We start from the raw sequence: 22,266 nt of genomic DNA on the forward strand, positions 1-22,266 counted from the left end.
CTCAGCCCCTCACCGCGACGACGATGGAGACAACGAGCGTCTGCAGCAATACCGCCGGCAACACGACTATCCAGGCGACTTCAGCGAGGCGTTCGGGACGCACTGCCGGCATACGATGCCGCAGGGTGACGAACGCCGCAAGCACCAGCAGGGTTTTCACGAGCGTCCACAGCCAACTCGGCAGCAGCGGACCGGCCCCACCGCCGAGAAAGAGGGCAACGGCGAACGCTGCGCCTGTCGTGAGCAGCGCATAGCGTCCCGCGAGAATCAGCAGGCGGTCCACGCCGGATACTTCGGTCAGGATCCCGCCCGCGATGTCACCGCTCGCGGATGTCGCAAAAGGGCCCCAGTTGGAAAAGGCGACGACGCTTAGGCAGAAGACGACGAAGGCGATGGGCATCCAGACGATGAACCACAGCTCCTGTTGCGCGGCAACTACATCGCTCACGCGCAGGCTATGCGCTGCGACGGCGGGGGTGACCAGTGCGAACATCAGCGGCAACTCATAGGAGACGGCCTGTGCGAGAAACCGGTAGCCGCCCACCAGCGAGTGGGCGCTGTTGGCACCCCAGCCGATCAGCCACACGAGCGCCCACACCAGAACGTCCATTGTGTTGAACCAGACAACCCCGACCGGTATATCGGCCAGAACCCACGGACCCATCGGGATTACCGCGGTCTTCAGCACCGCGATCACCACGAGGCCGGCGCAGCCGATGCGCCAGAGGAGAACATCGGCCGCGACGGTCGTGCGACGTCGCTGGCGCATCAGACGGGCGATCTCGAACACCGGGATGGCTGCTCCCGAACGGAACGACCGGCCCTCGGCGCGCGAGACGAGGATCCCATTGAGCGCGGCTCCGGCCAGGGCGAGAACGCCGAGTAAGGCCGGAGCCAACAGAGCCCAGACAGGATTCACCTCGACGATGTCAATCATGCTTTGTCACTCATGCGCGCGACTGTGGAGTCTGAGTGACGGGGGTCGTCTCGATTGCCAGAGCGGCAATGATGAGCCGCGCAGTTGCGATATCCGTGCCGTTGAGCAGCCGCGGGATCTCGCTCAGCCAGCTGCGCTGCAACGACAAGGTGTCCTGTAGCCCGCACGCTCCTTCAGCCGTGTCGTCTCGGGCAATGCGTCGCGTCTCGTCGAGCCAGCCGATGAGGCGGCCTCGTACCGTCTCGGATCCGCTCTGCCCCATCCCGTCTTCCGCGTAGACGAGTGTGTCACCGACCGTGATGCCTTTTAGCGTCCAACGCAGAGTCCAGGAGCGGCCGACGCTCTGCGCAAGCTTGTCGAGGTCGGCGGCCACGTCGAGCAGTGCCGTGCCCGACGCCACGGCGTCGCGAATCCTTCGGGCGCGGCCTGCCGCGAACGACCACCCGGCCAAAGCAAGCACCGACGCCGCAGCATCAGAACGGCGAATGATCGCCCGTCGTCGTTCGTTGTCCGCCAACCGGAGGCTGTCACCCGCGACACGGCCGTCACGACTCGATTGCGCGGCCGCGGGAAGGATTTCTGCCTTGGCGCTGACGATCACATCACCTTGGAGCACGCAACGCACAACGAGCCCGGCCGGCCAGTGGGGGAGTACCGGGCCAAGAGGAACGTGAAGCACATCCATCTCGAGGCCGTCGCGATCGGGTGCGCCATTCGCGAGAGGAATCCCTCCCGGCATGGGCATGTCCATATCCATATCCATATCCATGTCCATGTCCATGTCATGGTCGGTCGATTCGCCGCTGCCACCAGGCGCCGCGTGCTCGGCGTGTGCTTCTGCCGGCTGGCGCGAGCGGGTTCGCGCATCGCTCTGCTGTCTGGCGTCATCGAGGAGCTCACCCACGGCACGCTCGAGAGTCGAGGCAACATCGCTTGCGGTGATCACCGCCGCGCGTACCCGTGGACCGGGAAGCTGTGACCAGAGGCGAGCGCACACGGACTCGAGTTCCTGTCCAGGTTCCCCGCAGACCAGCAGAACGTCGGCATCCGCTGGGGATGTCGCCGGCGCCCAGCCCCGACGGGCTAGCTCCGCCTCTACGCGCATTCGGGTCTCGCCCCAGCCGGGAACTTCCAGCACCAGCACGTGCACTCTGCGGGTGGCGTGTCCCGTCATGCTGCTTCTTAGACCCACCGCAGCGCACCCTCTCGCCAGGCCCAGACGACACCGACCATGAGCACACCGAGAAAGACGAACATCTCCACGACGGCGCCGATTCCGTCTTTTGCGACGACCAGCGCCCAGGGATACATGAAGAGCATCTCCACGTCAAAGGCCAGAAAAAGCAGGGTCAACGGGTACCACCTGGCGTGGTAGCGGGACAGAGCATGTTCCTCCGGCTCCCAGCCGGAAAGGAACGGCCACCGTTCAAGTGGGTCGGGGGCCACCGCGGTGTACCGCGCCACCAGGTAGAGGCCGCCGACTGTCAGCAGCGCGACTGCGAGCAGAACGGCAATGCTGATGTAGGTGGACACGCGGCTCCCTCTCAACACTCCTCGGCCTCAAAGCCTTTTTAGATCGATGCGTTCTCCAACCTAGTCCGACGGCGGGTGCGCAGGTATGCTGGCCAGCCGCTCGGACCTGCGCTCATCCACTCTTGATCGCGTAAACGGCGCGATTCGCAATCACATTGTTCCCGAGCTGGGGCGCATCGCCTTGGGAGACCTCGAGCGGCTTCAAATCCAGCAGTGGGCGAGCGGACTCAGTGTTAAACAAGAACCGGCATCGGTCCGAAAGATCGTCAACGTGCTTTCCGGCGCCTTGCAGCTCGCGTCGATAATGGTCGCCTCGCAGCCAGTCCTGCTCAACGCCTCAAACTGCCCAAAATCTCCAAGTCGCAGAAGCGGTTTTTTTCGCACGCTCAAGTTGCAGCCTTGGCCAAGTCGGTCGAAGCGCATAGCGCGGGTAACGGTTCACCTACAGTGACCTCTTCGACGCGGACTGAGACAGCGTTGCAGCAGCGCTGAATCAGGTCATTGTTAAAATGAATGTGGGCAAAATGTGGGCAAACGATGAAATCCCGACATCTGCACCAGCGCCAAAAAGATCCAGATCCGCGTGATTACGCGGATTTTACAAGTGTGCCCCCAGGCAGATTCGAACTGCCGCCCCTGCCTCCGGAGGGCAGTGCTCTATCCCCTGAGCTATGGGGGCCAGGGTGGTTCAAGGTTAGCATCATGCCCCGGCTGCCAAGACCCACCACGGGCCAGCCGACAAAATCTGCTAGCCGAGGTGCGAGAGCACCGTCGAGATGAGGGGCTCGGCATCGCCGGGCTCGAAGAACGCGGCGGTGCTGAGAGTGACCCAGTACTTTTCCGTGAAGACCTGTGCTTGACCGACGCCACCGGCATAGGTGAAGAAGCCGTCCACAGCCGGCGGGGTGCCGTAGCTGGGAACGGCCTGGCTATCGGCATCCGCTTGATGCTTGAGCGTGGTCATCAGCACATCGTTGGGGGCCACGACCGAGATCTCGATGAGCTCGCCGCTGGTCTGGTTTGACCAGCCGCAGGTCAGGCCGTTGTATGTTGCGGCGGTCTCGCCCAGACTGCCGGCACTCGGCGAGTAGTCGGGAGCGGTGCCATAGTTGGGGTTGAAATCGTAGACATCCTGCAGGGTGAGCAGGTCGCCACAGGTCTGCGTGATCGCGGATCCGGTCGCTTCCGGCGTCGGAGACGATGACGGCGCAGCGCTCTCGGTGGGGTCAGCGGATGCCCCACTCGTTGCGGTCGCAGAATCCGTGGGCTTCGGCTCGGCGCCACCACTGCACCCGGTCAGAACGAGGGCGAACAGCGTGCCAGCGGCGAGCAGGACGCTCGCCCGGCCACGAGTGGAACGAACGAGAGTGGGGTAGACGCGTGTATCAGTCACGCGTTGACCTTACCAACAGGAGGGGCCGGTACGATTGACCGGTGACTCCTGCCGAACTCTCCCAGTCCCTGTTTGACCTCATTCTCGACGTCAGCGAGCGCCGACGTGAGGCTGACACTGTTGGGGTAGACCTCGGACTCACCCTCGCCGACGTCGCTGTCGAACGCCCACGCAACCGCGACCACGGCGACTGGGCCTCGAGCATCGCGCTCAAGATCGCCAAGCCCCTTGGCGCCAAGCCGCGAGAAATCGCCGCCGAACTGGCTGCCGGTCTCGAACAGCTGAGCGATGTGGCATCCGTTGAAATCGCCGGCCCCGGTTTCATCAACATTCGCCTCGAAGCGGCGGCGGCCGGCGCACTCGCGCAGACCATCGTGACCCTCGGCGACGCCTACGGCACCGGTCACCTCTACGACGGTCTCAAGATCAACCTCGAATTCGTCTCGGCCAACCCCACCGGACCGATCCACATGGGCGGTGTGCGCTGGGCCGCCGTCGGCGACAGCCTCGCTCGCGTGCTCAAGGCCGAGGGCGCCGACGTCACCCGCGAGTACTACTTCAACGACCACGGTTCGCAGATCGACCGCTTCGCCCGCAGCGTGCTGGCCAGCTACCTCGGCGAGCCCACCCCGGAAGATGGCTACGGAGGAGCCTACATCGGCGACATCGCCGCCAACGTGCTCGCGAAGTACGACGGCGACGTCGCGGCCCTGCCCCGCGAGGAACAGCAGGAGGTGTTCCGCTCCATCGGCGTCGACCTCATGTTCACCGAGATCAAAGAGAAGCTGCACGGCTTCGGCGTGGACTTCGACGTGTACTTTCACGAAGACTCCCTGCACGAATCCGGCGCCGTCAACCGTGCCATCGATCGCCTGCGCGAACAGGGCCACATCTTCGAAGCGGATGGCGCCATCTGGCTGCGCACGACCACCTTCGGCGATGATCGTGACCGGGTCATCATCCGTTCCAACGGTGAACCGGCCTACATTTCGGGGGACCTCGGCTACTACCTCGACAAGCGTGAGCGTGGTTTCGACCAGTGCCTGATCATGCTCGGCGCCGACCACCACGGTTATGTCGGCCGCATGATGGCGATGGTCTCAGCCTTCGGCGACGAGCCGGGCGTGAACCTGCAGATTCTGATCGGCCAGATGGTCAACCTGCTCAAAGACGGCGAACCGGTGCGCATGTCGAAGCGCGCCGGCACCATCGTCACCCTCGACGACCTCGTCGACGCGGTCGGGGTCGATGCCGGCCGGTATGCGCTGGTGCGCTCGAACAGCGACTCGCAGCTCGACATCGACCTCGACCTGCTCGGCAAACGCACCAACGACAACCCGGTCTTCTACGTGCAATACGCCCATGCCCGTACGTCGGCGGTGGCGCGCAATGCCACCGCGAGCGGCGTCGAACGCACTGTCTTCGCCCCCGAGCTGCTCGTGCACGACAGCGAATCCGCGCTGCTCGGCGTGCTGCAGGAGTACCCGCGCATCGTCGCCCAGGCCGCCGAACTACGCGAGCCGCACCGCGTGGCCCGCTACATCGAAGAGGTCGCCGGCTACTACCACCGCTGGTACGACAACTGCCGGGTCATTCCGCTCGGCGACGAACCGGTCACCGACCTGCACCGTACCCGCCTGTGGCTCAACGACGCCACCGGCCAGGTGATTCGCAACGGCCTCGGCCTGCTCGGCGTCACTGCCCCGGAGCGCATGTGATCATGGCCAGAACCAAACGTCGTGGCCTCGTTCCGCTGATCATCGTGGGCGTGCTCGCCGTGTTGCTCGTCGTCGCCTACTTTCTGGTAGATGGCGGGCTGCGCGCCTTCGCGCAGGACACCGCTGAGAAAGAAATCACCAAGAGCATGCCCGCCTCGGTGACCGGTGACGTCACCGTCACCATCGGCGGCACCTCGGTGATCGCCCAGTTCATCGCCGGCAGCTTCGACCAGGTGGAACTGACCGCACCCAGCCTCACGGTAGACGGCGTGCCGGCATCCGTTCACGTCGTGGCTCGTGATGTGTCGACCAACACCGCCAAGGCCATCGGCTCGCTTACCGCCACCCTCGACGTGGACCAGGCCGCGCTCAACCAGCTGGTTCAGGCCTCCGGCACGGCTCCGGCTGATGCCGTAATGGCCCTCGGTGCCGGCGTCGTCACCTACACCGGCACGGTGAAATTGTTCGAGTTCAACGTGGGCTACAGCGCCACCGCCACGGCAACCGCCGCCGGTGACACAGTGAACATCGCGCCCACCGAAGCCACCGTCACAAGCGGCGTCGGCGACATCGATGCGACACCCCTGGTCAATCTGATTCTCCAGCAGGCGCCCATCAGCGTCTGCGTCGCTGGGTACCTGCCCGAAGGCGTCGAACTGAACGGTGTCGACATTTCTCCCGAGCGGGCACGCGTTACGCTGGAGTCGAGCACGCTTATGCTCACCCGGCAGTCGCTGACCACCCTCGGCACCTGCTCCGGCTAATTCGAACCTCGCCACCTGCGGCGGTAGAATCCAGTCAGGCACGCCCCATTCGCGGGCTGGCTCATTTTCCGGCTTCAGGGACCAATCCGGGTTCGCTCGCTGAGATTCCCCTTCGACTCTCGTGAGGTACTTCCCGTGACACTTGATCCCTCGGACGGCTCGTCCAACCCACTGGCACCCGACTGGCTGCACATTCCCGCCGACGCCAACGCGCTCGCCCCCGGACTCTGGCCGACCTCGACCATTCGCAGCGGCACCGGCGAGCTCGTGCTCGGCGGAGTGAGTGCCACGGCCCTCGCCGCCGAATTCGGCACCCCTCTCTATGTCATCGACGAAACGGATGCCCGCTCCCGCGCCGCCGAGCTGCTCGCCGTGTTCCAGACCGAGTTCGCACGCATCGGCACAAGCGCCAAGGTGTACTACGCCGGCAAAGCCTTTCTCTCCACCGAGATCGTGCGCTGGATGACCGCCGCCGGCCTCAACATCGACGTGTGCAGCGGCGGCGAACTCGCCGTCGCGCTGGCCGGCGGCGCGGACCCGGCCCGGCTCGGATTTCACGGCAATAACAAATCCCTGGCCGAACTCGATGAGGCCACCCGGGTCGGTGTCGGCACGATCGTGATCGACAGCGAGGTCGAAATCGGCCGCGTCGCCGAAGCGGCAGCCCGCAACGGCCGCGTGCAGAACGTGCGTCTGCGCGTGAACAGCGGCGTGCACGCGCACACCCACGACTTTCTGGCCACCTCGCACGAAGACCAGAAATTCGGCATCGTGCTCAGTGACGCCCCCAGACTGGTCGCGCTGATTCGCGCTGAACCGGCGCTCAATTTCGTCGGTCTGCACTGCCATATCGGGTCGCAGATCTTCGGCGCCGACGGATTCGCCGAGTCGGCCGCACGTCTGCTCGAGCTGCACGCCGCCCTGCTGGCGGATGGTCCGGTGCCGGAGCTGAACCTGGGCGGCGGCTTCGGTATCGCCTACACGAGCGCCGACGAACCCACTCCGATTCGCGAACTCGCTCGAGCCCTGGCCGACATCGTCGCCGCCGAGTGCGATCGGCTGGGCATCCCGCTGCCGGTCGTGGCTTTCGAACCCGGCCGGGTCATCATTGGTCGCTCCGGCGTGAGCCTGTACCGGGTCGGCACGACCAAGGCCGTCGACGTCTCGGGTACGCAGCGGCTCTATGTCAGCGTCGATGGCGGCATGAGCGACAACGTGCGCCCCGCCCTCTACGGCGCCGACTATGCCGTACGCCTCGCCGACCGTACGTCGACCGAACCTCCGGTGCTCGTGCGTATCGCCGGCAAACACTGCGAGAGCGGCGACATCGTCGTCGACGCTGACTATCTGCCCGGGGACGTGACCCCAGGCGACCTGCTCGCCGTGCCCGCCACCGGCGCCTACTGCTGGGCACTGTCCAACAACTACAACTATCAGGGCCGCGCGCCCGTCGTCGCTGTGCGCAATGGCACAGCGCGTGTTCTGGTGCGCGGCGAAACGATTGCCGACCTGCTCGCGCGGGACACCGGGGCCATGCCGCCCACCAACGGAGGAGAATCTTGAAGATCGAATACCGCAATCTCCGCGTCGCCCTCCTCGGCGGTGGATCCGTCGGCGCCCAGGTAGCCCGCCTGCTCCTCGAACAGGGCCCTGAGCTTGCCAACCGGGTCGGCGCGACCTTGGAACTGGTCGGCATCGCGGTTCGCGATGTGAACGCGGAACGCACCGTCGACCTGCCGCGCGAACTATTCACAACCAACGCTGAAGAACTCATTCTCGGTGCTGACATCGTCATTGAACTCATGGGCGGCATCGAGCCGGCCCGCAGCTACATTCTGCTCGCGGTCAGCAGTGGAGCGGATGTTGTCACCGCCAACAAGGCGCTGCTCGCCCTCCACGGACCCGAGCTGTTCGCCGCCGGGAACCAGGTCGGCGCCCAGATCAACTACGAGGCCGCCGTCGCCGGGGCAATTCCCATCGTGCGTCCGCTGCGGGAAAGCCTCGCCGGCGACCAGGTGAAGCGCATCCTTGGTATCGTCAACGGCACCACGAACTTCATTCTCGACCGGATGGATACCGAAGGGTCCAGTCTCGAGGACGCGCTGGCCGAGGCCACCGCGCTCGGTTACGCAGAGGCCGATCCGACCGCGGACATCGGCGGCTTCGACGCGGCGCAGAAGGCGGCCATTCTGGCGAGTCTGGCGTTCCACACGACGGTGCCGCTGGCATCCGTTTATCGCGAGGGCATCACGCAGGTCACGCCGGCGCAGATCGAATCAGCCCGCAAGGCCGGCTATGTCGTGAAGCTGCTGGCCATTTGCGAGCGCGTCACCGATGAAAACGGGGTCGACGGGGTGTCGGCGCGGGTCTACCCGGCGATGGTTCCGCGCAGTCATCCGCTGGCCTCCGTGCACGGCGCCAACAACGCCGTCTTCGTCGAGGCGGAATCCGCCGGCAGCCTCATGTTCTATGGCGCTGGCGCCGGGGGAGTTGAGACGGCCTCTGCCGTTCTCGGCGACGTCGTCTCGATCGCCCGGCGTCACGTCGCCGGCGGGCCGGGAGTGGCCGCGTCGAGCTACGCCGAACTGCCCGTTTTCGACATCGGCCGGGTCACCACCCGCTATGCCGTGACCCTCGAAGTGACCGACGAACCCGGCGTGCTCGCGACCATCGCGAGCGTGTTCAGCAAGCGCAAGGTGTCGCTGGCGCTCGTGGAACAGTCCATGACGCCGGCCGTGATGGCAACGAAGAGTCGTGCGGCGCGCTCGGCCACGGCTACCCTAGTTATCGGGACCCATGACGCAACGGAGGCCGCACTCGCCGCCACCGTGCAGGACCTGGCCACCAACAGTGTTGTCAGCGAAGTCGCATCCGTTTTGAGAGTTGAAGGAGTCTGATGTTTAGCCCAAGCGAGACCAGTGCCAGCCTGACCAACCCCGCGGCGATCGTCAGCCGCCAGTGGCGGGGCGTGCTGAACGAATACTCCGACCGACTGAACATCTCGGCCGCGACCCCGATCATCACCCTGGGTGAGGGTGGAACGCCGCTCATTCCGGCCGCCGCGCTCTCCGCGCGCACCGGCGCGAAGGTCTGGATCAAGTTTGAGGGAATGAACCCGACCGGGTCGTTCAAGGACCGCGGTATGACCATGGCCATCTCCAAGGCCATGGAAGACGGTGCGAAAGCCGTCATCTGCGCCTCGACCGGCAACACCAGCGCCTCCGCTGCCGCCTACGCCACCCACGCCGGCATCACTGCCGCCGTGCTCGTGCCGGAAGGCAAGATCGCCATGGGCAAGCTCAGCCAGGCCGTCGCGCACAATGCCCAGCTGCTGCAGGTGCAGGGCAACTTCGATGACTGCCTCGACATCGCCCGCGATCTCGCCACCAACTACCCGGTGCACCTGGTCAACTCGGTCAACCCCGACCGCATCGAAGGCCAGAAGACCGCAGCCTTCGAGGTCGTCGAAGTACTCGGTGACGCCCCCGACTTTCAGTTCGTTCCGGTCGGCAACGCCGGCAACTACACCGCGTACTTTCGCGGCTACAGCGAAGAGGTCGCCCGCGGCGCCACCACGAAGCTGCCGCGCATGTTCGGCTTCCAGGCCTCGGGTAGCGCCCCGATCGTGCTTGGCCACCGCGTCGAGAACCCCGACACCATCGCGAGCGCCATCCGCATCGGCAACCCGGCATCGTGGGACCTCGCGCTGAACGCCCGTGAGCAGAGCGACGGCTACTTCGGCGCCATCACCGACGCGAAGATTCTCGAAGCCCACCGCATTCTCTCGGCCGAGGTCGGCATCTTCGTGGAACCGGCATCCGCTATCGGCGTCGCCGGCCTGCTCGAGCGTGCCGAAGCCGGATTCATTCCGAAGGGCGCGACCGTGGTCATCACGGTCACCGGACACGGTTTGAAAGACCCGCAGTGGGCGCTCCGCACCGCCGACGGCTCCGATGTGTTGCCCACAATTGTTCCGATCGATACCGCCGAAATCGCGAGCGTGCTCGGCCTGGCCAAGGCATGAGCAGCCCTGTCTCGTTGATCGGCCGCGCTGTCTCGGTGCAGGTTCCGGCTACGACGGCCAACCTCGGCCCCGGCTTTGACACGCTCGGTCTGGCGTTGGCCAAGTACGACCAGCTCGAGGTGACCGTGCGGAGCGAACCCGGCGTGCTCGTCGAGGTGCACGGTGTCGGTGCCGGTTTGGTTCCCACCGACGAGACCAACCTCGTCGTACGGGCCATCATCCACACCTTCAACGCTGTTGGCCAGGCTATGCCCGGGCTTGACATCGTCGCGCACAACGTCATCCCGCACGGGCGCGGCCTCGGTTCCTCCGGTGCTGCCATTGTGTCGGGCATCATGGCGGCCAAGGGCCTGCTCGAGGGCATCGTCGACATCGACGCCGAGATGCTGCTTGTGCTCGCCACCGAGATGGAAGGGCACCCCGACAACGTGGCGCCCGCTCTGTTCGGTGGCCTGACCATTGCGTGGACGACGCCGGAAGGCCCGCGCCACAAGAAACTCATGGTGCACCGCGGCGTCAAGCCGCTCGTCTTTGTGCCCGAGCAGGAGATGTCCACTGCGCTCGCGCGCAGCCTGCAACCTACCTCGGTGCCGCACGAAGACGCCGTATTCAACCTGTCGCGTTCGGCACTGCTGATCGCCGCGCTCATCCAGAGCCCGGAGTTGCTGCTCGCCGCGACCGAGGACAAACTGCACCAGAGCTACCGTGCCGCGGCGATGCCGGAGACGAACAAGCTGATCACCCTGTTGCGCGCGGCCGGCTTCGCTGCCGTCGTGTCCGGTGCCGGACCATCCATTCTGGTGTTGGCGAGCGACCCGAGCCAGCGCCTGGTGGCTGCCGAACTCGTGGCCAGCAACTCTGATACCCCGTGGCGAGCACTCATGCTCGCCGTCGACGTTCAGGGTGCCACCGTGCATCCGCTCACGGCGGACAACGCGGGGGAGACGACGGCGGAGACCGCGGCGTAGCGAGCAGTCGAGTCGAGTCGGCCTCCGCGGCGCGCGTCGGCTCGGCCGGTCCTCGGGCTGTCGAAGCGACTGGCTCCGGGATGCTATGGTTGTTGTGCACCCGATAGAAACCGCCTTGAGCGACATCTTCTCCGGTGCATTCCCTGTACCTCACTGTTATTGTGAATTTCTGCGTAGCGGTGGGTGTTTACACCAATCCCCTCCATTTGTCGGATTGGATCACCCGCAGCGCAATTCTCGCTGCATACATCTCTCCTGACCTGAATCTTTGTTCGGCAGGGGAAAGGAACCCCCTTCGTGACTGATGTCAACCTCCGCGCCGCTGGCTCGGATCTTCCCCGTCTGAGTACTCTTCGCGTGTCCGAGCTTCAGGCTCTGGCCCTTGAACTGAAAATCCCCGGCGCTTCCAAACTTCGTAAAGGCGAACTTGTGGAGGCAATCCAAACGGCTCAGTCCGGCACGAGCGCCGCTGCTCCCGCCGACGCGCCCGTCGTTGAGGCTGCCCCTGTCGAGGCCGCCCCCGAGATCGCACCGATCGAGAGCCTCGCCGAGGCACTCGAAACGGCTCCCCGCAAGCGTGCACCGCGTCGTGCCAGTACCGCCACCGCTGCTCCCGCCAAGTCCCACGTCAATGCCGACGCCAGCACCGGATTCGGCATCATCCTGCCCGACGCTCCGGCGGCCGGCTCGCGCATCGCTCGTAACGCCCGCGGCGTTGTGACGTCCACCACCGTTGCTCCCGTAGTCGACGACGCTGCTCCCACCAGAGCGGATGCTGACAAGCCGGTTCGCCAGGCACGCAAGCGCGTGCAGGTCGCACCGGTGCTCCTCGATGACGCCGCCGCTGTGGTTGCCGACTCCGCTGACGCGGCGGCCGATGCACCCGTTGAGGTCGCGGCATCCACTCGCCGTCCGTCCCGGCGTGCGTCGTCGCAGCGCACCACCGCTGTCGTACCGGATGAGACGCCCGCTGAGTCTGACGGTGTCGCCGATTCTGCAGAGGTCGCACCCGACGCGTCGGTCGAATCAACCGACGAGTTGAACGACCAGTCGAATGATCAGCAGAACGATTCCGGTGCACCGCGTCAGGGCCGTAGTCGTAGCCGCAGCCGCGGTGGCGACCGTGCGCAGGGCGCCGACCGCAACCAGGGCGACCAGAACGCCCAGAATCAGAGCGCCCAGAACGACCGTGGTCAGAACGACCGCAACCAGAACGGCACCAACGACGAGGGAATGACGCGGGCACAGAGCCAGCGTCAGGCTCGCAATGAGCGCAACCAGGAGCGCGCGCAGGCCCAGGCCGACCGTAACCAGGGTCAGAACGAGCGTGGCCAGGACCGCAACCAGGGTCAGAACGAGCGTGGCCAGGACCGCAACCAGGGTCAGAACGAGCGTGGCCAGGACCGCAACCAGGGTCAGAACGAGCGTGGCCAGGACCGCAACCAGGGTCAGAACGAGCGTGGACAGGACCGCAATCAGGTCCAGAATGACCGCGGCCAGGACCGCAACCAGCTCGACGACGACCTGAACGGCCGCGGCAACCGCAACCGGTACCGCGACCGCAAGCGTCGCGGCCCGAACCAGGGCGATGACTTCGAACCCGAGGTCAACGACGACGACGTACTCATTCCCGTCGCCGGTATTCTCGACGTGCTCGACAATTACGCGTTCGTGCGCACGTCCGGTTACCTGCCGGGCGCGAGCGACGTGTATGTCTCGCTCGGCCAGGTCAAGAAGTACAACCTGCGCAAGGGTGACGCCGTCGTCGGCTCCATCCGTCAGCCGCACGAGGGTGACCAGTCCGGTCGTCAGAAGTACAACGCCATCGTCAAGGTCGACTCCATCAACGGCCAGACCGTTGAAGAGGCCGCGGCCCGCGTCGACTTCCACAAGCTGACCCCGCTGTACCCGACCGAGCGCCTGCGCCTCGAGACCGAGCCGGGCAAGCTCACGCAGCGCATCATCGACCTCGTCGCCCCGATCGGCAAGGGCCAGCGTGGCCTGATCGTCGCACCGCCGAAGGCCGGTAAGACCATCGTCATGCAGCAGATCGCGAACGCCATCGCCACCAACAACCCCGAGGTCCACCTCATGGTCGTACTGGTCGACGAGCGTCCCGAAGAGGTCACCGACATGCAGCGCACGGTCAAGGGTGAGGTCATCGCCTCCACCTTCGACCGCCCGGCCGAAGACCACACCGTTGTCGCCGAGCTCGCCATCGAGCGTGCCAAGCGTCTGGTCGAGCTGGGCCACGACGTCGTCGTGCTGCTCGACTCGATCACCCGCCTCGGCCGCGCCTACAACCTCGTGGCCCCGGCCTCTGGCCGCATCCTCTCTGGTGGCGTTGACGCATCCGCTCTGTACCCGCCGAAGCGTTTCTTCGGTGCGGCACGCAACATCGAGAATGGCGGCTCACTCACCATCCTCGCTTCCGCGCTGGTGGAGACCGGCTCCAAAATGGACGAGGTCATCTTCGAGGAGTTCAAGGGCACCGGCAATATGGAACTACGCCTGTCGCGTCAGCTCGCCGACAAGCGAATTTTCCCGGCCGTCGATGTGAACGCCTCGGGCACCCGCCGCGAAGAAATGCTGATGAGCGCCGATGAAGTCAAGGTCACCTGGAAGCTGCGCCGCGCCCTCGCCGGGCTCGAACAGCAGCAGGCGCTTGAGCTCATCCTCGGCCGTCTCAAGGAGACCGCGTCGAACGTTGAATTTCTCATGCAGGTTCAGAAGTCGATGCCGACCCTGAACGGGTCAGACAAGGACAAGTAATGTTCGAATCCGTCCTCACGCTGCTGGCCGAGCACGACGACCTGCAGTCGCAGTTGGCGGATCCGGAGCTGCACGCGAATCCGGCCCGTTCGAAGAAGGTCAACCGGCGCTACGCCGAGTTGAGTCGCATCATCGCGGCGTACCACGAGTGGAAAGAGGTTGAAGACAACCTCGAGGCCGCTCGTGAGCTCGCCGACGAAGACGCTGCCTTCGCCGAAGAGATCCCGGACCTCGTCGAACAGCTGGACGTCACGGCTGAAAAGCTGCGCCGTCTGCTGATCCCGCGCGACGAACTCGACGCCCGCGACGTGATCATGGAGATCAAGATGGGGGAGGGCGGCGCCGAATCGGCACTGTTCGCCGCCGATCTGCTGCGCATGTACCTGCACTACGCCGAGTCGAACCGCTGGAAAACCGAGATCATCGAGCAGACCTCGAGCGACCTCGGCGGTATCAAAGACATTCAGCTCGCCATCAAGGGCTTTTCGAGCGACCCGGCCGAAGGCGTGTGGGCGCACCTCAAGTACGAGGGGGGTGTGCACCGCGTTCAGCGCGTGCCGGCCACCGAGTCGCAGGGACGCATCCACACCTCAGCGGCCGGCGTGCTCGTCTTCCCCGAGGTCGACGAGCCCGAAGAAGTCGAGCTGCACCCGAACGACCTCAAGATCGACGTGTATCGGTCGAGCGGTCCTGGCGGGCAGTCGGTCAACACCACCGACTCTGCCGTGCGCATCACCCACCTTCCCACCGGAATCGTGGTGGCCATGCAGAACGAGAAGTCGCAGCTGCAGAACAAGGAAGCCGGCATGCGCGTGCTGCGCGCCCGCGTTCTGGCCCGTCAGCAGGAAGAGATCGACGCGGCAGCGTCGCTCGTGCGCAAGGGACAGATTCGTACGATGGACCGCTCAGAGCGCATCCGCACGTACAACTTTCCGGAGAACCGCATCGCCGATCACCGCACCGGTTATAAGGCGTATAACCTCGACGCGGTCATGAACGGAGCCCTCGGCCCCGTCATCGACTCCTGCATCCACGCCGACGAGGAAACCCGCCTGGCCGAGCTGGGCGACCCCGAGTAACCTCTACGTGGACGGGGCCTGGGCGCCGTCCGCAGTTGCGACCGACTAGAGGTAGTACTCGGGTTCGAGGGTGCCGCCGCGCGCGGACTCGACCGTAGCGGGGGTTTGCGGACGAATCGTCGCCGGCACGCCCACGAGCAGCGACCGCGGTGGAGCGCCCTTGGTCACTACGGCGTTGGAGCCGATCGTGCTCCAGGCACCGATCGTGATCGGGCCGAGAACCTTGGCGCCGGCCCCCACCGTGACACCGTCTTCCAGAAACGGATGCCGCCGCACCCCGCGCGCATGCCCGTGACGGCTCTTGCCGCCCAGCGTCACCGCGTGGTACAGCATGACATCGTCGCCGAGAATTGCCGTCTCACCGATCACGACGCCCATGCCGTGGTCGATGAACAACCGGCGGCCGATGGTCGCGCCCGGATGAATCTCAATCCCGGTTAGAAACCGGGTCACCTGGGACAGCAGACGAGCGGGCAGGTGCAGCCCGGCGCGCCATAACCGGTTAGCGACCCGATACGACCAGACCGCGTGCAGCCCGCTGTAGGCCAGAAAAACCTCGGTGTTGCTGCGCGCGGCGGGGTCGTGGGTGCGCGCAGCCGCGATGTCTTCGCGGAGGCGCCGTAAGGGATTCATTGAAGGGCAGACAGCGTTCTCTTAGTCCAGCAGGTCTTCGTACAGCACCGTCGAAATGTACCGCTCGCCGAAGCCGGGAACAATCACGACGATGGTCTTGCCAGCGTTCTCGGGGAGTTTTGCCTGCTCGAGCGCAGCCCAGACAGCGGCACCGCCGGAGATACCGCCGAGGATGCCCTCATCGGTGCCGAGTGAACGCGCCGTCGCGAGCGAGTCGGCCAGGGTCACATCGGTGATCGAGTCGTAGACCTCGCGGTTCAGGGTTTCCGGAACGAAGTTCGCGCCGAGGCCCTGAATTTTGTGCGGGCCGGGCTTGCCGCCGGTGAGAATGGGGGAGTCGATCGGCTCGACGCCGACAACCTTGAGACCCGGCTTCTGGTCTTTGAGGTACCCGCCGGTGCCGGAAAGCGTTCCGCCGGTACCGATGCCCGCGACGAGAATGTCAACGGCACCCTCGGTGTCATTCCAGATTTCCGGGCCGGTGGTGGCGCGGTGGATGGCCGGGTTGGCCGGATTTGTGAACTGGCTGGCCAGAACCGCGCCCGGCGTGTTCGCGACGATCTCGGCGGCCTTCTCGACCGCGCCGCGCATGCCGTCGGCACCAGTCGTCAGCACAATTTCGGCGCCATAAGCGCGCATCATGACGCGGCGTTCCTTGCTCATAGTCTCCGGCATAGCCAGAATGACCGTGTAGCCGCGGGCGGCGCCGACCATAGCGAGGGCGATACCCGTGTTACCGCTGGTGGCTTCGACGATGGTTCCGCCCGGCTTCAGCGAGCCGTCCTTCTCGGCGGCGTTGATGATCGCGACGCCGATGCGGTCCTTGACACTGCTGGAGGGGTTGTAGAACTCGAGCTTCAAGAGCACGGTGGCGCCGAGGCCGGCGGTCAAACGGTTCAGCTTGACGAGGGGGGTCCCACCAACGGCTTCGGTGATGTCGGAATAGATCTTGGGCACGAGGGCAACTTTCATTCGGTTTTCATTCGGTGAAATTCGGTGTGAGGGCCGGCTCCAGCCTATGTCTCCCGACCGAAAATCAGTTGGTGCGTTACATTTCACTACGTGCCTTCTTCAGATTCTGACCTGCCCCAGACCATCACTTCCGTGCGAAAACGAGCGATCAGCCTACTGAACGCAGCCGGAATCACCGACCCCGAGGTCGACGCCGACCTGCTGATCGGCCACGTGCTCGGCCAGAGCCGCGGCGAAGTGCAGGCCGGCAGCTTCCTGAATCGACCGGTTAGCCAAGCGGATGCCGCCACCATCATCGCCCTGCTGGCCCGCCGCAGCGAGCGTGAACCCCTGCAACACATAACAGGGCGGGCCCCGTTCCGCTCCCTCTCCCTGAATGTGGGCCTCGGCGTGTTCGTGCCGAGACCCGAAACCGAGCAGGTCGCCCAGTTCGCCATCGACGCCCTGCGTTCCATGCCCGATCCGGAGCCGATCGGCATCGACCTCGGCACCGGAAGCGGCGCGATCGCCCTGGCCCTGGCCACCGAGGTGCCGCACGCGCGCATCTTCGCGATCGAAAACTCGCCGGAAGCGTTCCCCTGGACCACCCGCAACTTCGACGAGGTCGGCGCCGCCAACGCCACACTCGCCTTCGGCGACCTCGCCGACGCGTTCGTCGAACTGGACGGCACGGTGGCCGTCGTCATCTCCAATCCGCCCTACATTCCAGCGGATGCTATTCCCCGCGACCCCGAGGTGCGCCTGTTCGACCCGGCCCAGGCCCTGTTCGGCGGCCCGGACGGACTCGACGTGGTGCGCAGCGTGTCAGCAACCGGGCTGCGCTTGCTGCGCGCGGGGGGTGTGCTCGTGATCGAGCACGGCGAGCTGCAGGGCGCCGCGATCCGCCAGCTGCTGGCAGCCGACGGCTGGCGTGCCCCGGCCACCCACCGCGACTACACCAGCCGGGACCGGGCCACGACAGCACTGCACCCTTAAAGGAACCCCGCCAGTCGGCGCATCCGCTCTTCACAACAGCACTGGGTTAGAATTGCCGGAAATGACACGCATCTACGATTGCACGAGCGACTCGACCACGGACGAATCCACCACGAGCGAAAACTACAGCGCTCATATCGCTCTGGCTCGCACGGCCATCGGTCGCGGGGCGCTCGTCGTCATCCCCACCGACACGGTCTACGGAGTGGCCGCTGACGCGTTCAACGCTGAAGCCGTTCAGCTGCTCCTCGATGCGAAGGGCCGCAGCCGGCAGTCGCCGCCACCGGTTCTCATTCCCGGCATTCCCACCCTCGACGCCCTCGCCGTCGACGTGCCGCAGCCGGTCCGCGACCTGGTCGCAGCTTTCTGGCCCGGCGGACTCACTGTCATCGTCAACGCCCAGCCCTCGCTGGTCTGGGATCTCGGCGAAACCCGCGGCACGGTGGCACTGCGCATGCCGAGCAACCAGGTTGCACTCGATCTGCTCGCCGAAACCGGCCCGCTCGCCGTGTCCAGCGCCAACCTGAGCGGGATGCCGGCCACCACCGACGCCCAGGCTGCTGAAGCGGCCCTCGGCGAGAGCGTCGACGTGTACCTCGACGGCGGCACCGCCGGCAGTACCTATGAGAGCGTGTTTGGTCAGACCGGCGACGGCTCATCGACGATCGTGGACGCCACCGGTTTCGAGACCAACGGCGGTTTTCTGCATATCGTGCGTAGCGGCGTCATCTCCCGCGACGCGATCGTGGCCGTCGTGGGCGATGTGCTCGCTGCTGCGCCGGCCGTTCCCGGGCTCCCGGCGATCTCGGCCGAAGCGGAAGCGACACCCACCATCGCCGCCCCGTCTCAGGACGAAACGGATGCCGGCCGGTAGCCCATGACTCTTTTCCTCCTGCTCGCGCTCGTTTCGGCGATCGTCACCTTCGTGCTGTCGATCGTGGTCTACAAACTCAGCCACAAGTACCGCCTGTACCCGAAGATTCGCGAACGCGACGTGCACACCCGGCCCACTCCGCGCCTCGGAGGTATCGCCATGTTCCTTGGCATCGTCATCGCCTTTGGCGTGGCCTACCTCGCTGCGGGGGCCTTCGCGCCCCTGCGACTCGTCTTCGCTGACCCGCAGCAGATTTTAGCTATTCTCGGTGCTGCCCTGCTGATCGTGCTGGTCGGCGTCGCCGACGACATCTGGGACCTCGACTGGATGACCAAACTCGCCGGCCAGTTCATCGCTGCCGGCCTCGTGGCCTGGCAGGGCGTTCAGATCTACTCTCTACCGATCGGCGGTCTGACGGTTTGGAGCGGTTGGACATCGATCGTTGTCACGGTCGTCGCCATCGTCGTGGTCATGAACATGATCAACTTCATCGACGGGCTCGACGGCCTGGTCACCGGTGTCGCCCTCATCGCTAACGGGGTGTTCTTTCTCTACAGCTATCTGCTCGTGCGCGACACCTCACCGACCAACTACTTCAACCTGGCATCGCTGATCGCCGCCATTCTGGTCGGCGCCTGCGTGGGGTTCCTCCCGCTGAACTGGCATCCGGCCAAGATGTTCATGGGCGATGCCGGCGCGCTGCTGGTGGGCCTGTTGATGGCGACCAGCGCGATCGCGATCACCGGTCAGATCGACCCGACGGCTACCAGCCGCTCGCAGCTGTTCCCGGCCTTCATCCCCATCCTGCTGCCGGTAGCGATCATGATCATTCCACTGCTCGACTTTGGGCTCGCGGTCATCCGCCGGGTGCACGCCGGTAAATCGCCGTTCAGCGCCGACCGAAAACACCTGCACCACCGGCTGCTCGATATGGGGCACTCCCACCTGCACGCCGTTCTGATCTTCTATGGGTGGACGGCCGCAGCATCCATTGGCTGCCTGCTGTATTACATACTGCCGGTCTACTTCGGCCTGCCGACCTGGTACGCGACCATCTTTCTGGTGACGTCGCTGCTCATCTGCACCATCGTCACGCTTGCACCGCTCGGCCGCCGCAAGACCGGGGAATGGCTTAGCCAGTCCGCACCAGTGCAATTGGCAGTACTGGACGAGCTCGACCCACTCGACGAGGCCGCCCAGGTCCAGCCCGCCCCAGCCACACCAGAACCACACACGACACGAGCGACCGCCATTGTGGCGGCGCCTGCCGAGGAGAACGTATGAGCACCAACGACACCGTCCGCACTCAGCCCACATCGATCCCGGTGCTGCGCCGCATCCTGATTTACGGGGGCTGGGTCGCCCTGGCAATCGCTGTCGTCGGATCGGTTATCGGCTACCTCGTCGACGGCGGTACCGGTGTGCTCAGCGCGCTGATCGGTACGGCCATGTCGGTCGCGTTCATGGGTATCACGGCTGGCAGCATTCTGCTGGCCAATCGGGTCGCCGGCAACGAGTCCGCCATCGGCGGCTTCTTCGGCATCATCATGGGCGGCTGGCTGCTCAAGTTCGTGGTGTTCCTGGTGCTGCTGGTCGTGCTGCAGGACCGCGAGTGGATCCAGCCGATGGTGCTGTTCTTCTGCATTATTGCCGGGGTTGTCGGGTCGCTCGTCGTCGACGCCGTCGTCGTCATGAAGAGCCGGATGCCCTACGCCAGCGACGCCACCTTGCCCCCGGCCCCGGTCGACGAGTAACCCTACGACCCATCTGCCCACGGATCCCGCTCACGATTCGGCTCAGCGCCTGATCTTTGCTAGAGTAAACACCGATCCCACCCCGGTTTGCACATGCTTTACAGCGTCGTAAACCTGCCCATATTCGTCGATGCGCGAGCAGAGCTCACCGCCCCGAAACAGGAGAAAGCGCTGCTAGAAATCGCCGTAAACCTGATGGTCCCGTCTGCCACCGGCGACGGTGAATTTCATGGTCCCTCCATCAATGAGTTCTTCCCCGATGTAATTTTCTTTGCGGATACTCCGTTCGAGATCAACCGCATCATTCTGATTCGTTTCCTCGCGGTCGCGGTTTTGATGCTGGTCTTCTGGCTCGGCACCCGCCGCATGAAGATCATTCCGACCCGCGGCCAGAGCCTGGCCGAAATGGGACTCGACTTCGTTCGCGTCAACATCGCCGAAGACCTGCTCGGAAAGAAAGACGGCAAGCGTTTTCTGCCGCTTCTAACGACCATCTTCTTCATGGTGTTGTTCATGAACATCACCGGAATCATTCCGTTCCTCAACATCGCCGGCACCTCGGTGATCGGAGTGCCGCTGCTTCTCGGTGTCATCTCCTACGGAACGTTCATCTACGCCGGCGTCAAGAAGAGTCCGGCGAAGTTCTTCCGCAACTCGCTCTTCCCGCCCGGAGTTCCGCCGGCCCTGTACCTCATCGTGACGCCGATCGAATTCATCTCGACGTTCCTGGTGCGACCGGTCACCCTGACGCTCCGACTGATGATGAACATGATCGTCGGACACCTCCTGCTCGTGCTGTTCTTCAGCGCCACCCAGTTTTTCTTCTTCACTGCGGATGGCGGGTTCAAGCTCTTCGGCGCTGGCACCCTCGTCTTCGGCTTCGCCTTCACGCTCTTCGAAGTGCTGATCGCCGTCCTCCAGGCTTACATTTTTGCCCTACTCACCGCCGTCTACATCCAGCTCGCGCTGGCTGAGGAACACTAGACACTTCAGGAATCCGGCACTCGCCGAATTCACCATCACGGAAGGAAACATACGTGGACGCAACAACCGTTCTCGCGGAAATCAACGGAAACATCGCGACCGTCGGTTATGGCCTCGCAGCCATCGGCCCGGCAATCGGTGTAGGTATCGTCGTTGGCAAGACCATCGAGGGTGTCGCCCGTCAGCCCGAGCTGGCCGGCCGCCTGCAGGTGCTGATGTACATCGGTATCGCCTTCACCGAGGCGCTCGCCTTCATCGGCATCGCCACCTACTTCATCTTCACCGGCGTCTAATCCTCTTCACTAACTAGTTAGGAGGCATGATGCTTCACGCAGTAATTGCAGCCGCGACCGAAGAAGCGGCAAAGAACCCGCTCATCCCTGAGTGGTACGACATCATCTGGTCGGCGGTCTGCTTTGTCGTGATTTTGTTCTTCTTCTGGAAGCTTGTGCTGCCCAGAATGCAGAAGCTTCTTGACGACCGTGCAGAAGCCATCGAGGGCAACATCGCCAAGGCCGACGACGCCCAGCGCAAGGCTGAAGCTGCACTCGCGGCGTACACAGCCCAGCTCGCTGACGCCCGTGCCGAAGCCGGTGCCATTCGTGATCAGGCCCGCACCGACGGCCAGCGCATCGTCGCTGAGCACAAGGAGCAGGCTGCGGCCGAGGCCGGTCGCATCGCGGCCAGTGCCAAGACGCAGATCGAAGCCGAACGCCAGGCCGCCGTCGTGTCGCTTCGCAGTGAGGTCGGCACCCTTGCCATTGACCTCGCTTCGGGCGTCATCGGTGAAAGCCTGTCCGACGACGCAAAGGCCAGCGCCATCGTCGATCGTTTCCTGGCAGAACTCGAAGCCAGCGAAGCACCAGCAGCAGGAAAGATCTAGCAA

22 protein-coding genes and 1 tRNA gene are annotated in these 22,266 nt (G+C 64.8%); 16 read left to right on the forward strand and 7 right to left on the reverse strand.

The window, feature by feature from the left end:
• Window position 1 precedes the first annotated feature (1 nt).
• The 3 genes from E3T29_RS13225 to E3T29_RS13235 are packed head-to-tail and all read right to left on the reverse strand — an operon-like array spanning window position 2 to window position 2,470.
• Complete coding sequence (locus E3T29_RS13225; RefSeq protein WP_134345949.1) at window positions 2-937, reverse strand: complex I subunit 1 family protein; 936 nt, start codon at window positions 935-937, stop codon at window positions 2-4.
• A 10-nt stretch (window positions 938-947) separates the two neighbouring features.
• Window positions 948-2,111, reverse strand: coding sequence for a hypothetical protein (locus E3T29_RS13230; RefSeq protein ID WP_134345951.1), 1,164 nt, complete (start codon window positions 2,109-2,111; stop codon window positions 948-950).
• 8 nt (window positions 2,112-2,119) lie between these two features.
• Window positions 2,120-2,470, reverse strand: a complete 351-nt coding sequence (locus tag E3T29_RS13235; protein ID WP_241987811.1) for an NADH-quinone oxidoreductase subunit A — start codon at window positions 2,468-2,470, stop codon at window positions 2,120-2,122.
• 85 nt (window positions 2,471-2,555) lie between these two features.
• Between E3T29_RS13235 and E3T29_RS13240 the strand changes: the two genes are divergently transcribed.
• Window positions 2,556-2,921: an N-terminal phage integrase SAM-like domain-containing protein gene (locus E3T29_RS13240; RefSeq protein WP_134345953.1), complete on the forward strand. Its 366-nt coding sequence runs from the start codon at window positions 2,556-2,558 to the stop codon at window positions 2,919-2,921.
• Between the two features lie 156 nt (window positions 2,922-3,077).
• On the opposite strand, the gene E3T29_RS13245 is transcribed toward E3T29_RS13240, so the two are convergent.
• Window positions 3,078-3,149 (reverse strand) — tRNA-Arg (locus tag E3T29_RS13245).
• A gap of 69 nt (window positions 3,150-3,218) precedes the next feature.
• Window positions 3,219-3,863: an iron ABC transporter ATP-binding protein gene (locus E3T29_RS13250; RefSeq protein WP_134345954.1), complete on the reverse strand. Its 645-nt coding sequence runs from the start codon at window positions 3,861-3,863 to the stop codon at window positions 3,219-3,221.
• Between the two features lie 41 nt (window positions 3,864-3,904).
• Here E3T29_RS13250 and argS point away from each other — a divergent pair, with 41 nt between their 5' ends.
• From argS to prfA, 8 genes are all read left to right on the forward strand, one after another.
• Complete coding sequence (gene argS, locus E3T29_RS13255; RefSeq protein ID WP_134345956.1) at window positions 3,905-5,581, forward strand: arginine--tRNA ligase; 1,677 nt, start codon at window positions 3,905-3,907, stop codon at window positions 5,579-5,581.
• A 2-nt stretch (window positions 5,582-5,583) separates the two neighbouring features.
• Window positions 5,584-6,345 (forward strand): DUF2993 domain-containing protein, encoded by a 762-nt coding sequence (locus E3T29_RS13260; protein WP_134345958.1) that lies wholly within the window; start codon window positions 5,584-5,586, stop codon window positions 6,343-6,345.
• 135 nt (window positions 6,346-6,480) lie between these two features.
• On the forward strand, window positions 6,481-7,908 hold the full coding sequence (lysA, locus tag E3T29_RS13265; RefSeq protein ID WP_134345960.1) for a diaminopimelate decarboxylase: 1,428 nt from the start codon (window positions 6,481-6,483) through the stop codon (window positions 7,906-7,908).
• A complete protein-coding gene (locus tag E3T29_RS13270) occupies window positions 7,905-9,242 on the forward strand; it encodes a homoserine dehydrogenase (RefSeq protein WP_241987812.1) in 1,338 nt (445 codons plus the stop codon). Before lysA ends, E3T29_RS13270 begins: the two co-directional genes overlap by 4 nt.
• The gene (gene thrC / locus E3T29_RS13275) at window positions 9,242-10,369 is read left to right on the forward strand and encodes a threonine synthase (RefSeq protein WP_134345962.1); all 1,128 of its coding nucleotides are present in this window, start codon (window positions 9,242-9,244) and stop codon (window positions 10,367-10,369) included. The genes E3T29_RS13270 and thrC overlap by 1 nt, the downstream gene beginning before the upstream one ends.
• Window positions 10,366-11,337, forward strand: a complete 972-nt coding sequence (gene thrB, locus E3T29_RS13280) for a homoserine kinase (protein WP_134345964.1) — start codon at window positions 10,366-10,368, stop codon at window positions 11,335-11,337. Before thrC ends, thrB begins: the two co-directional genes overlap by 4 nt.
• Window positions 11,338-11,634: 297 nt before the next feature.
• A complete protein-coding gene (gene rho / locus E3T29_RS13285; RefSeq protein ID WP_134345966.1) occupies window positions 11,635-14,109 on the forward strand; it encodes a transcription termination factor Rho in 2,475 nt (824 codons plus the stop codon).
• Window positions 14,109-15,188, forward strand: coding sequence for a peptide chain release factor 1 (gene prfA / locus E3T29_RS13290; protein WP_104129973.1), 1,080 nt, complete (start codon window positions 14,109-14,111; stop codon window positions 15,186-15,188). The genes rho and prfA overlap by 1 nt, the downstream gene beginning before the upstream one ends.
• Window positions 15,189-15,233: 45 nt before the next feature.
• On the opposite strand, the gene epsC is transcribed toward prfA, so the two are convergent.
• Window positions 15,234-15,821, reverse strand: coding sequence for a serine O-acetyltransferase EpsC (epsC, locus tag E3T29_RS13295; RefSeq protein ID WP_092340860.1), 588 nt, complete (start codon window positions 15,819-15,821; stop codon window positions 15,234-15,236).
• A 21-nt stretch (window positions 15,822-15,842) separates the two neighbouring features.
• Window positions 15,843-16,793 carry a cysteine synthase A gene (gene cysK, locus E3T29_RS13300; protein WP_104088744.1) on the reverse strand — a complete coding sequence of 317 codons (951 nt, stop codon included), beginning with the start codon at window positions 16,791-16,793 and terminating at the stop codon, window positions 15,843-15,845.
• A gap of 90 nt (window positions 16,794-16,883) precedes the next feature.
• On the opposite strand from cysK, the gene prmC reads away from it, so the two are divergent.
• The 7 genes from prmC (at window position 16,884) to E3T29_RS13335 (ending at window position 22,263) form a co-directional block, all read left to right on the forward strand.
• Entirely contained in the window at window positions 16,884-17,768 is an 885-nt protein-coding gene (prmC, locus tag E3T29_RS13305) for a peptide chain release factor N(5)-glutamine methyltransferase (protein WP_370449170.1), read from the forward strand.
• A 61-nt stretch (window positions 17,769-17,829) separates the two neighbouring features.
• Window positions 17,830-18,642 carry an L-threonylcarbamoyladenylate synthase gene (locus E3T29_RS13310; protein ID WP_134345968.1) on the forward strand — a complete coding sequence of 271 codons (813 nt, stop codon included), beginning with the start codon at window positions 17,830-17,832 and terminating at the stop codon, window positions 18,640-18,642.
• A gap of 3 nt (window positions 18,643-18,645) precedes the next feature.
• Window positions 18,646-19,926, forward strand: coding sequence for an MraY family glycosyltransferase (locus tag E3T29_RS13315; RefSeq protein ID WP_104088745.1), 1,281 nt, complete (start codon window positions 18,646-18,648; stop codon window positions 19,924-19,926).
• Window positions 19,923-20,396 (forward strand): hypothetical protein, encoded by a 474-nt coding sequence (locus E3T29_RS13320; RefSeq protein ID WP_104088747.1) that lies wholly within the window; start codon window positions 19,923-19,925, stop codon window positions 20,394-20,396. The genes E3T29_RS13315 and E3T29_RS13320 overlap by 4 nt, the downstream gene beginning before the upstream one ends.
• A gap of 195 nt (window positions 20,397-20,591) precedes the next feature.
• Complete coding sequence (atpB, locus tag E3T29_RS13325) at window positions 20,592-21,380, forward strand: F0F1 ATP synthase subunit A (RefSeq protein ID WP_241987822.1); 789 nt, start codon at window positions 20,592-20,594, stop codon at window positions 21,378-21,380.
• A gap of 53 nt (window positions 21,381-21,433) precedes the next feature.
• Complete coding sequence (gene atpE, locus E3T29_RS13330) at window positions 21,434-21,673, forward strand: ATP synthase F0 subunit C (RefSeq protein WP_134345972.1); 240 nt, start codon at window positions 21,434-21,436, stop codon at window positions 21,671-21,673.
• Window positions 21,674-21,702: 29 nt separating this feature from the next.
• Complete coding sequence (locus E3T29_RS13335) at window positions 21,703-22,263, forward strand: F0F1 ATP synthase subunit B (protein ID WP_104088893.1); 561 nt, start codon at window positions 21,703-21,705, stop codon at window positions 22,261-22,263.
• The last annotated feature ends 3 nt before the right edge of the window (window positions 22,264-22,266 follow it).

Source organism: Cryobacterium sp. TMT1-66-1 (assembly GCF_004403435.1).
Lineage (GTDB): Bacteria > Actinomycetota > Actinomycetes > Actinomycetales > Microbacteriaceae > Cryobacterium > Cryobacterium flavum.

Bases quoted from the DNA above. Each gene is read 5' to 3' on its own strand.
- E3T29_RS13335 (WP_104088893.1), top strand. From the start codon at position 21,703: ATGCTTCACGCAGTAATTGCAGCCGCGACCGAAGAAGCGGCAAAGAAC.
- E3T29_RS13320 (WP_104088747.1), top strand. From the start codon at position 19,923: ATGAGCACCAACGACACCGTCCGCACTCAGCCCACATCGATCCCGGTG.
- thrC (WP_134345962.1), top strand. From the start codon at position 9,242: ATGTTTAGCCCAAGCGAGACCAGTGCCAGCCTGACCAACCCCGCGGCG.
- epsC (WP_092340860.1), bottom strand. From the start codon at position 15,821: ATGAATCCCTTACGGCGCCTCCGCGAAGACATCGCGGCTGCGCGCACC.
- E3T29_RS13310 (WP_134345968.1), top strand. From the start codon at position 17,830: ATGACACGCATCTACGATTGCACGAGCGACTCGACCACGGACGAATCC.
- thrB (WP_134345964.1), top strand. From the start codon at position 10,366: ATGAGCAGCCCTGTCTCGTTGATCGGCCGCGCTGTCTCGGTGCAGGTT.
- prfA (WP_104129973.1), top strand. From the start codon at position 14,109: ATGTTCGAATCCGTCCTCACGCTGCTGGCCGAGCACGACGACCTGCAG.
- E3T29_RS13230 (WP_134345951.1), bottom strand. From the start codon at position 2,111: ATGACGGGACACGCCACCCGCAGAGTGCACGTGCTGGTGCTGGAAGTT.
- E3T29_RS13225 (WP_134345949.1), bottom strand. From the start codon at position 937: ATGATTGACATCGTCGAGGTGAATCCTGTCTGGGCTCTGTTGGCTCCG.
- E3T29_RS13240 (WP_134345953.1), top strand. From the start codon at position 2,556: ATGCTGGCCAGCCGCTCGGACCTGCGCTCATCCACTCTTGATCGCGTA.
- E3T29_RS13260 (WP_134345958.1), top strand. From the start codon at position 5,584: ATGGCCAGAACCAAACGTCGTGGCCTCGTTCCGCTGATCATCGTGGGC.
- cysK (WP_104088744.1), bottom strand. From the start codon at position 16,793: ATGAAAGTTGCCCTCGTGCCCAAGATCTATTCCGACATCACCGAAGCC.
- atpB (WP_241987822.1), top strand. From the start codon at position 20,592: ATGGTCCCGTCTGCCACCGGCGACGGTGAATTTCATGGTCCCTCCATC.
- E3T29_RS13315 (WP_104088745.1), top strand. From the start codon at position 18,646: ATGACTCTTTTCCTCCTGCTCGCGCTCGTTTCGGCGATCGTCACCTTC.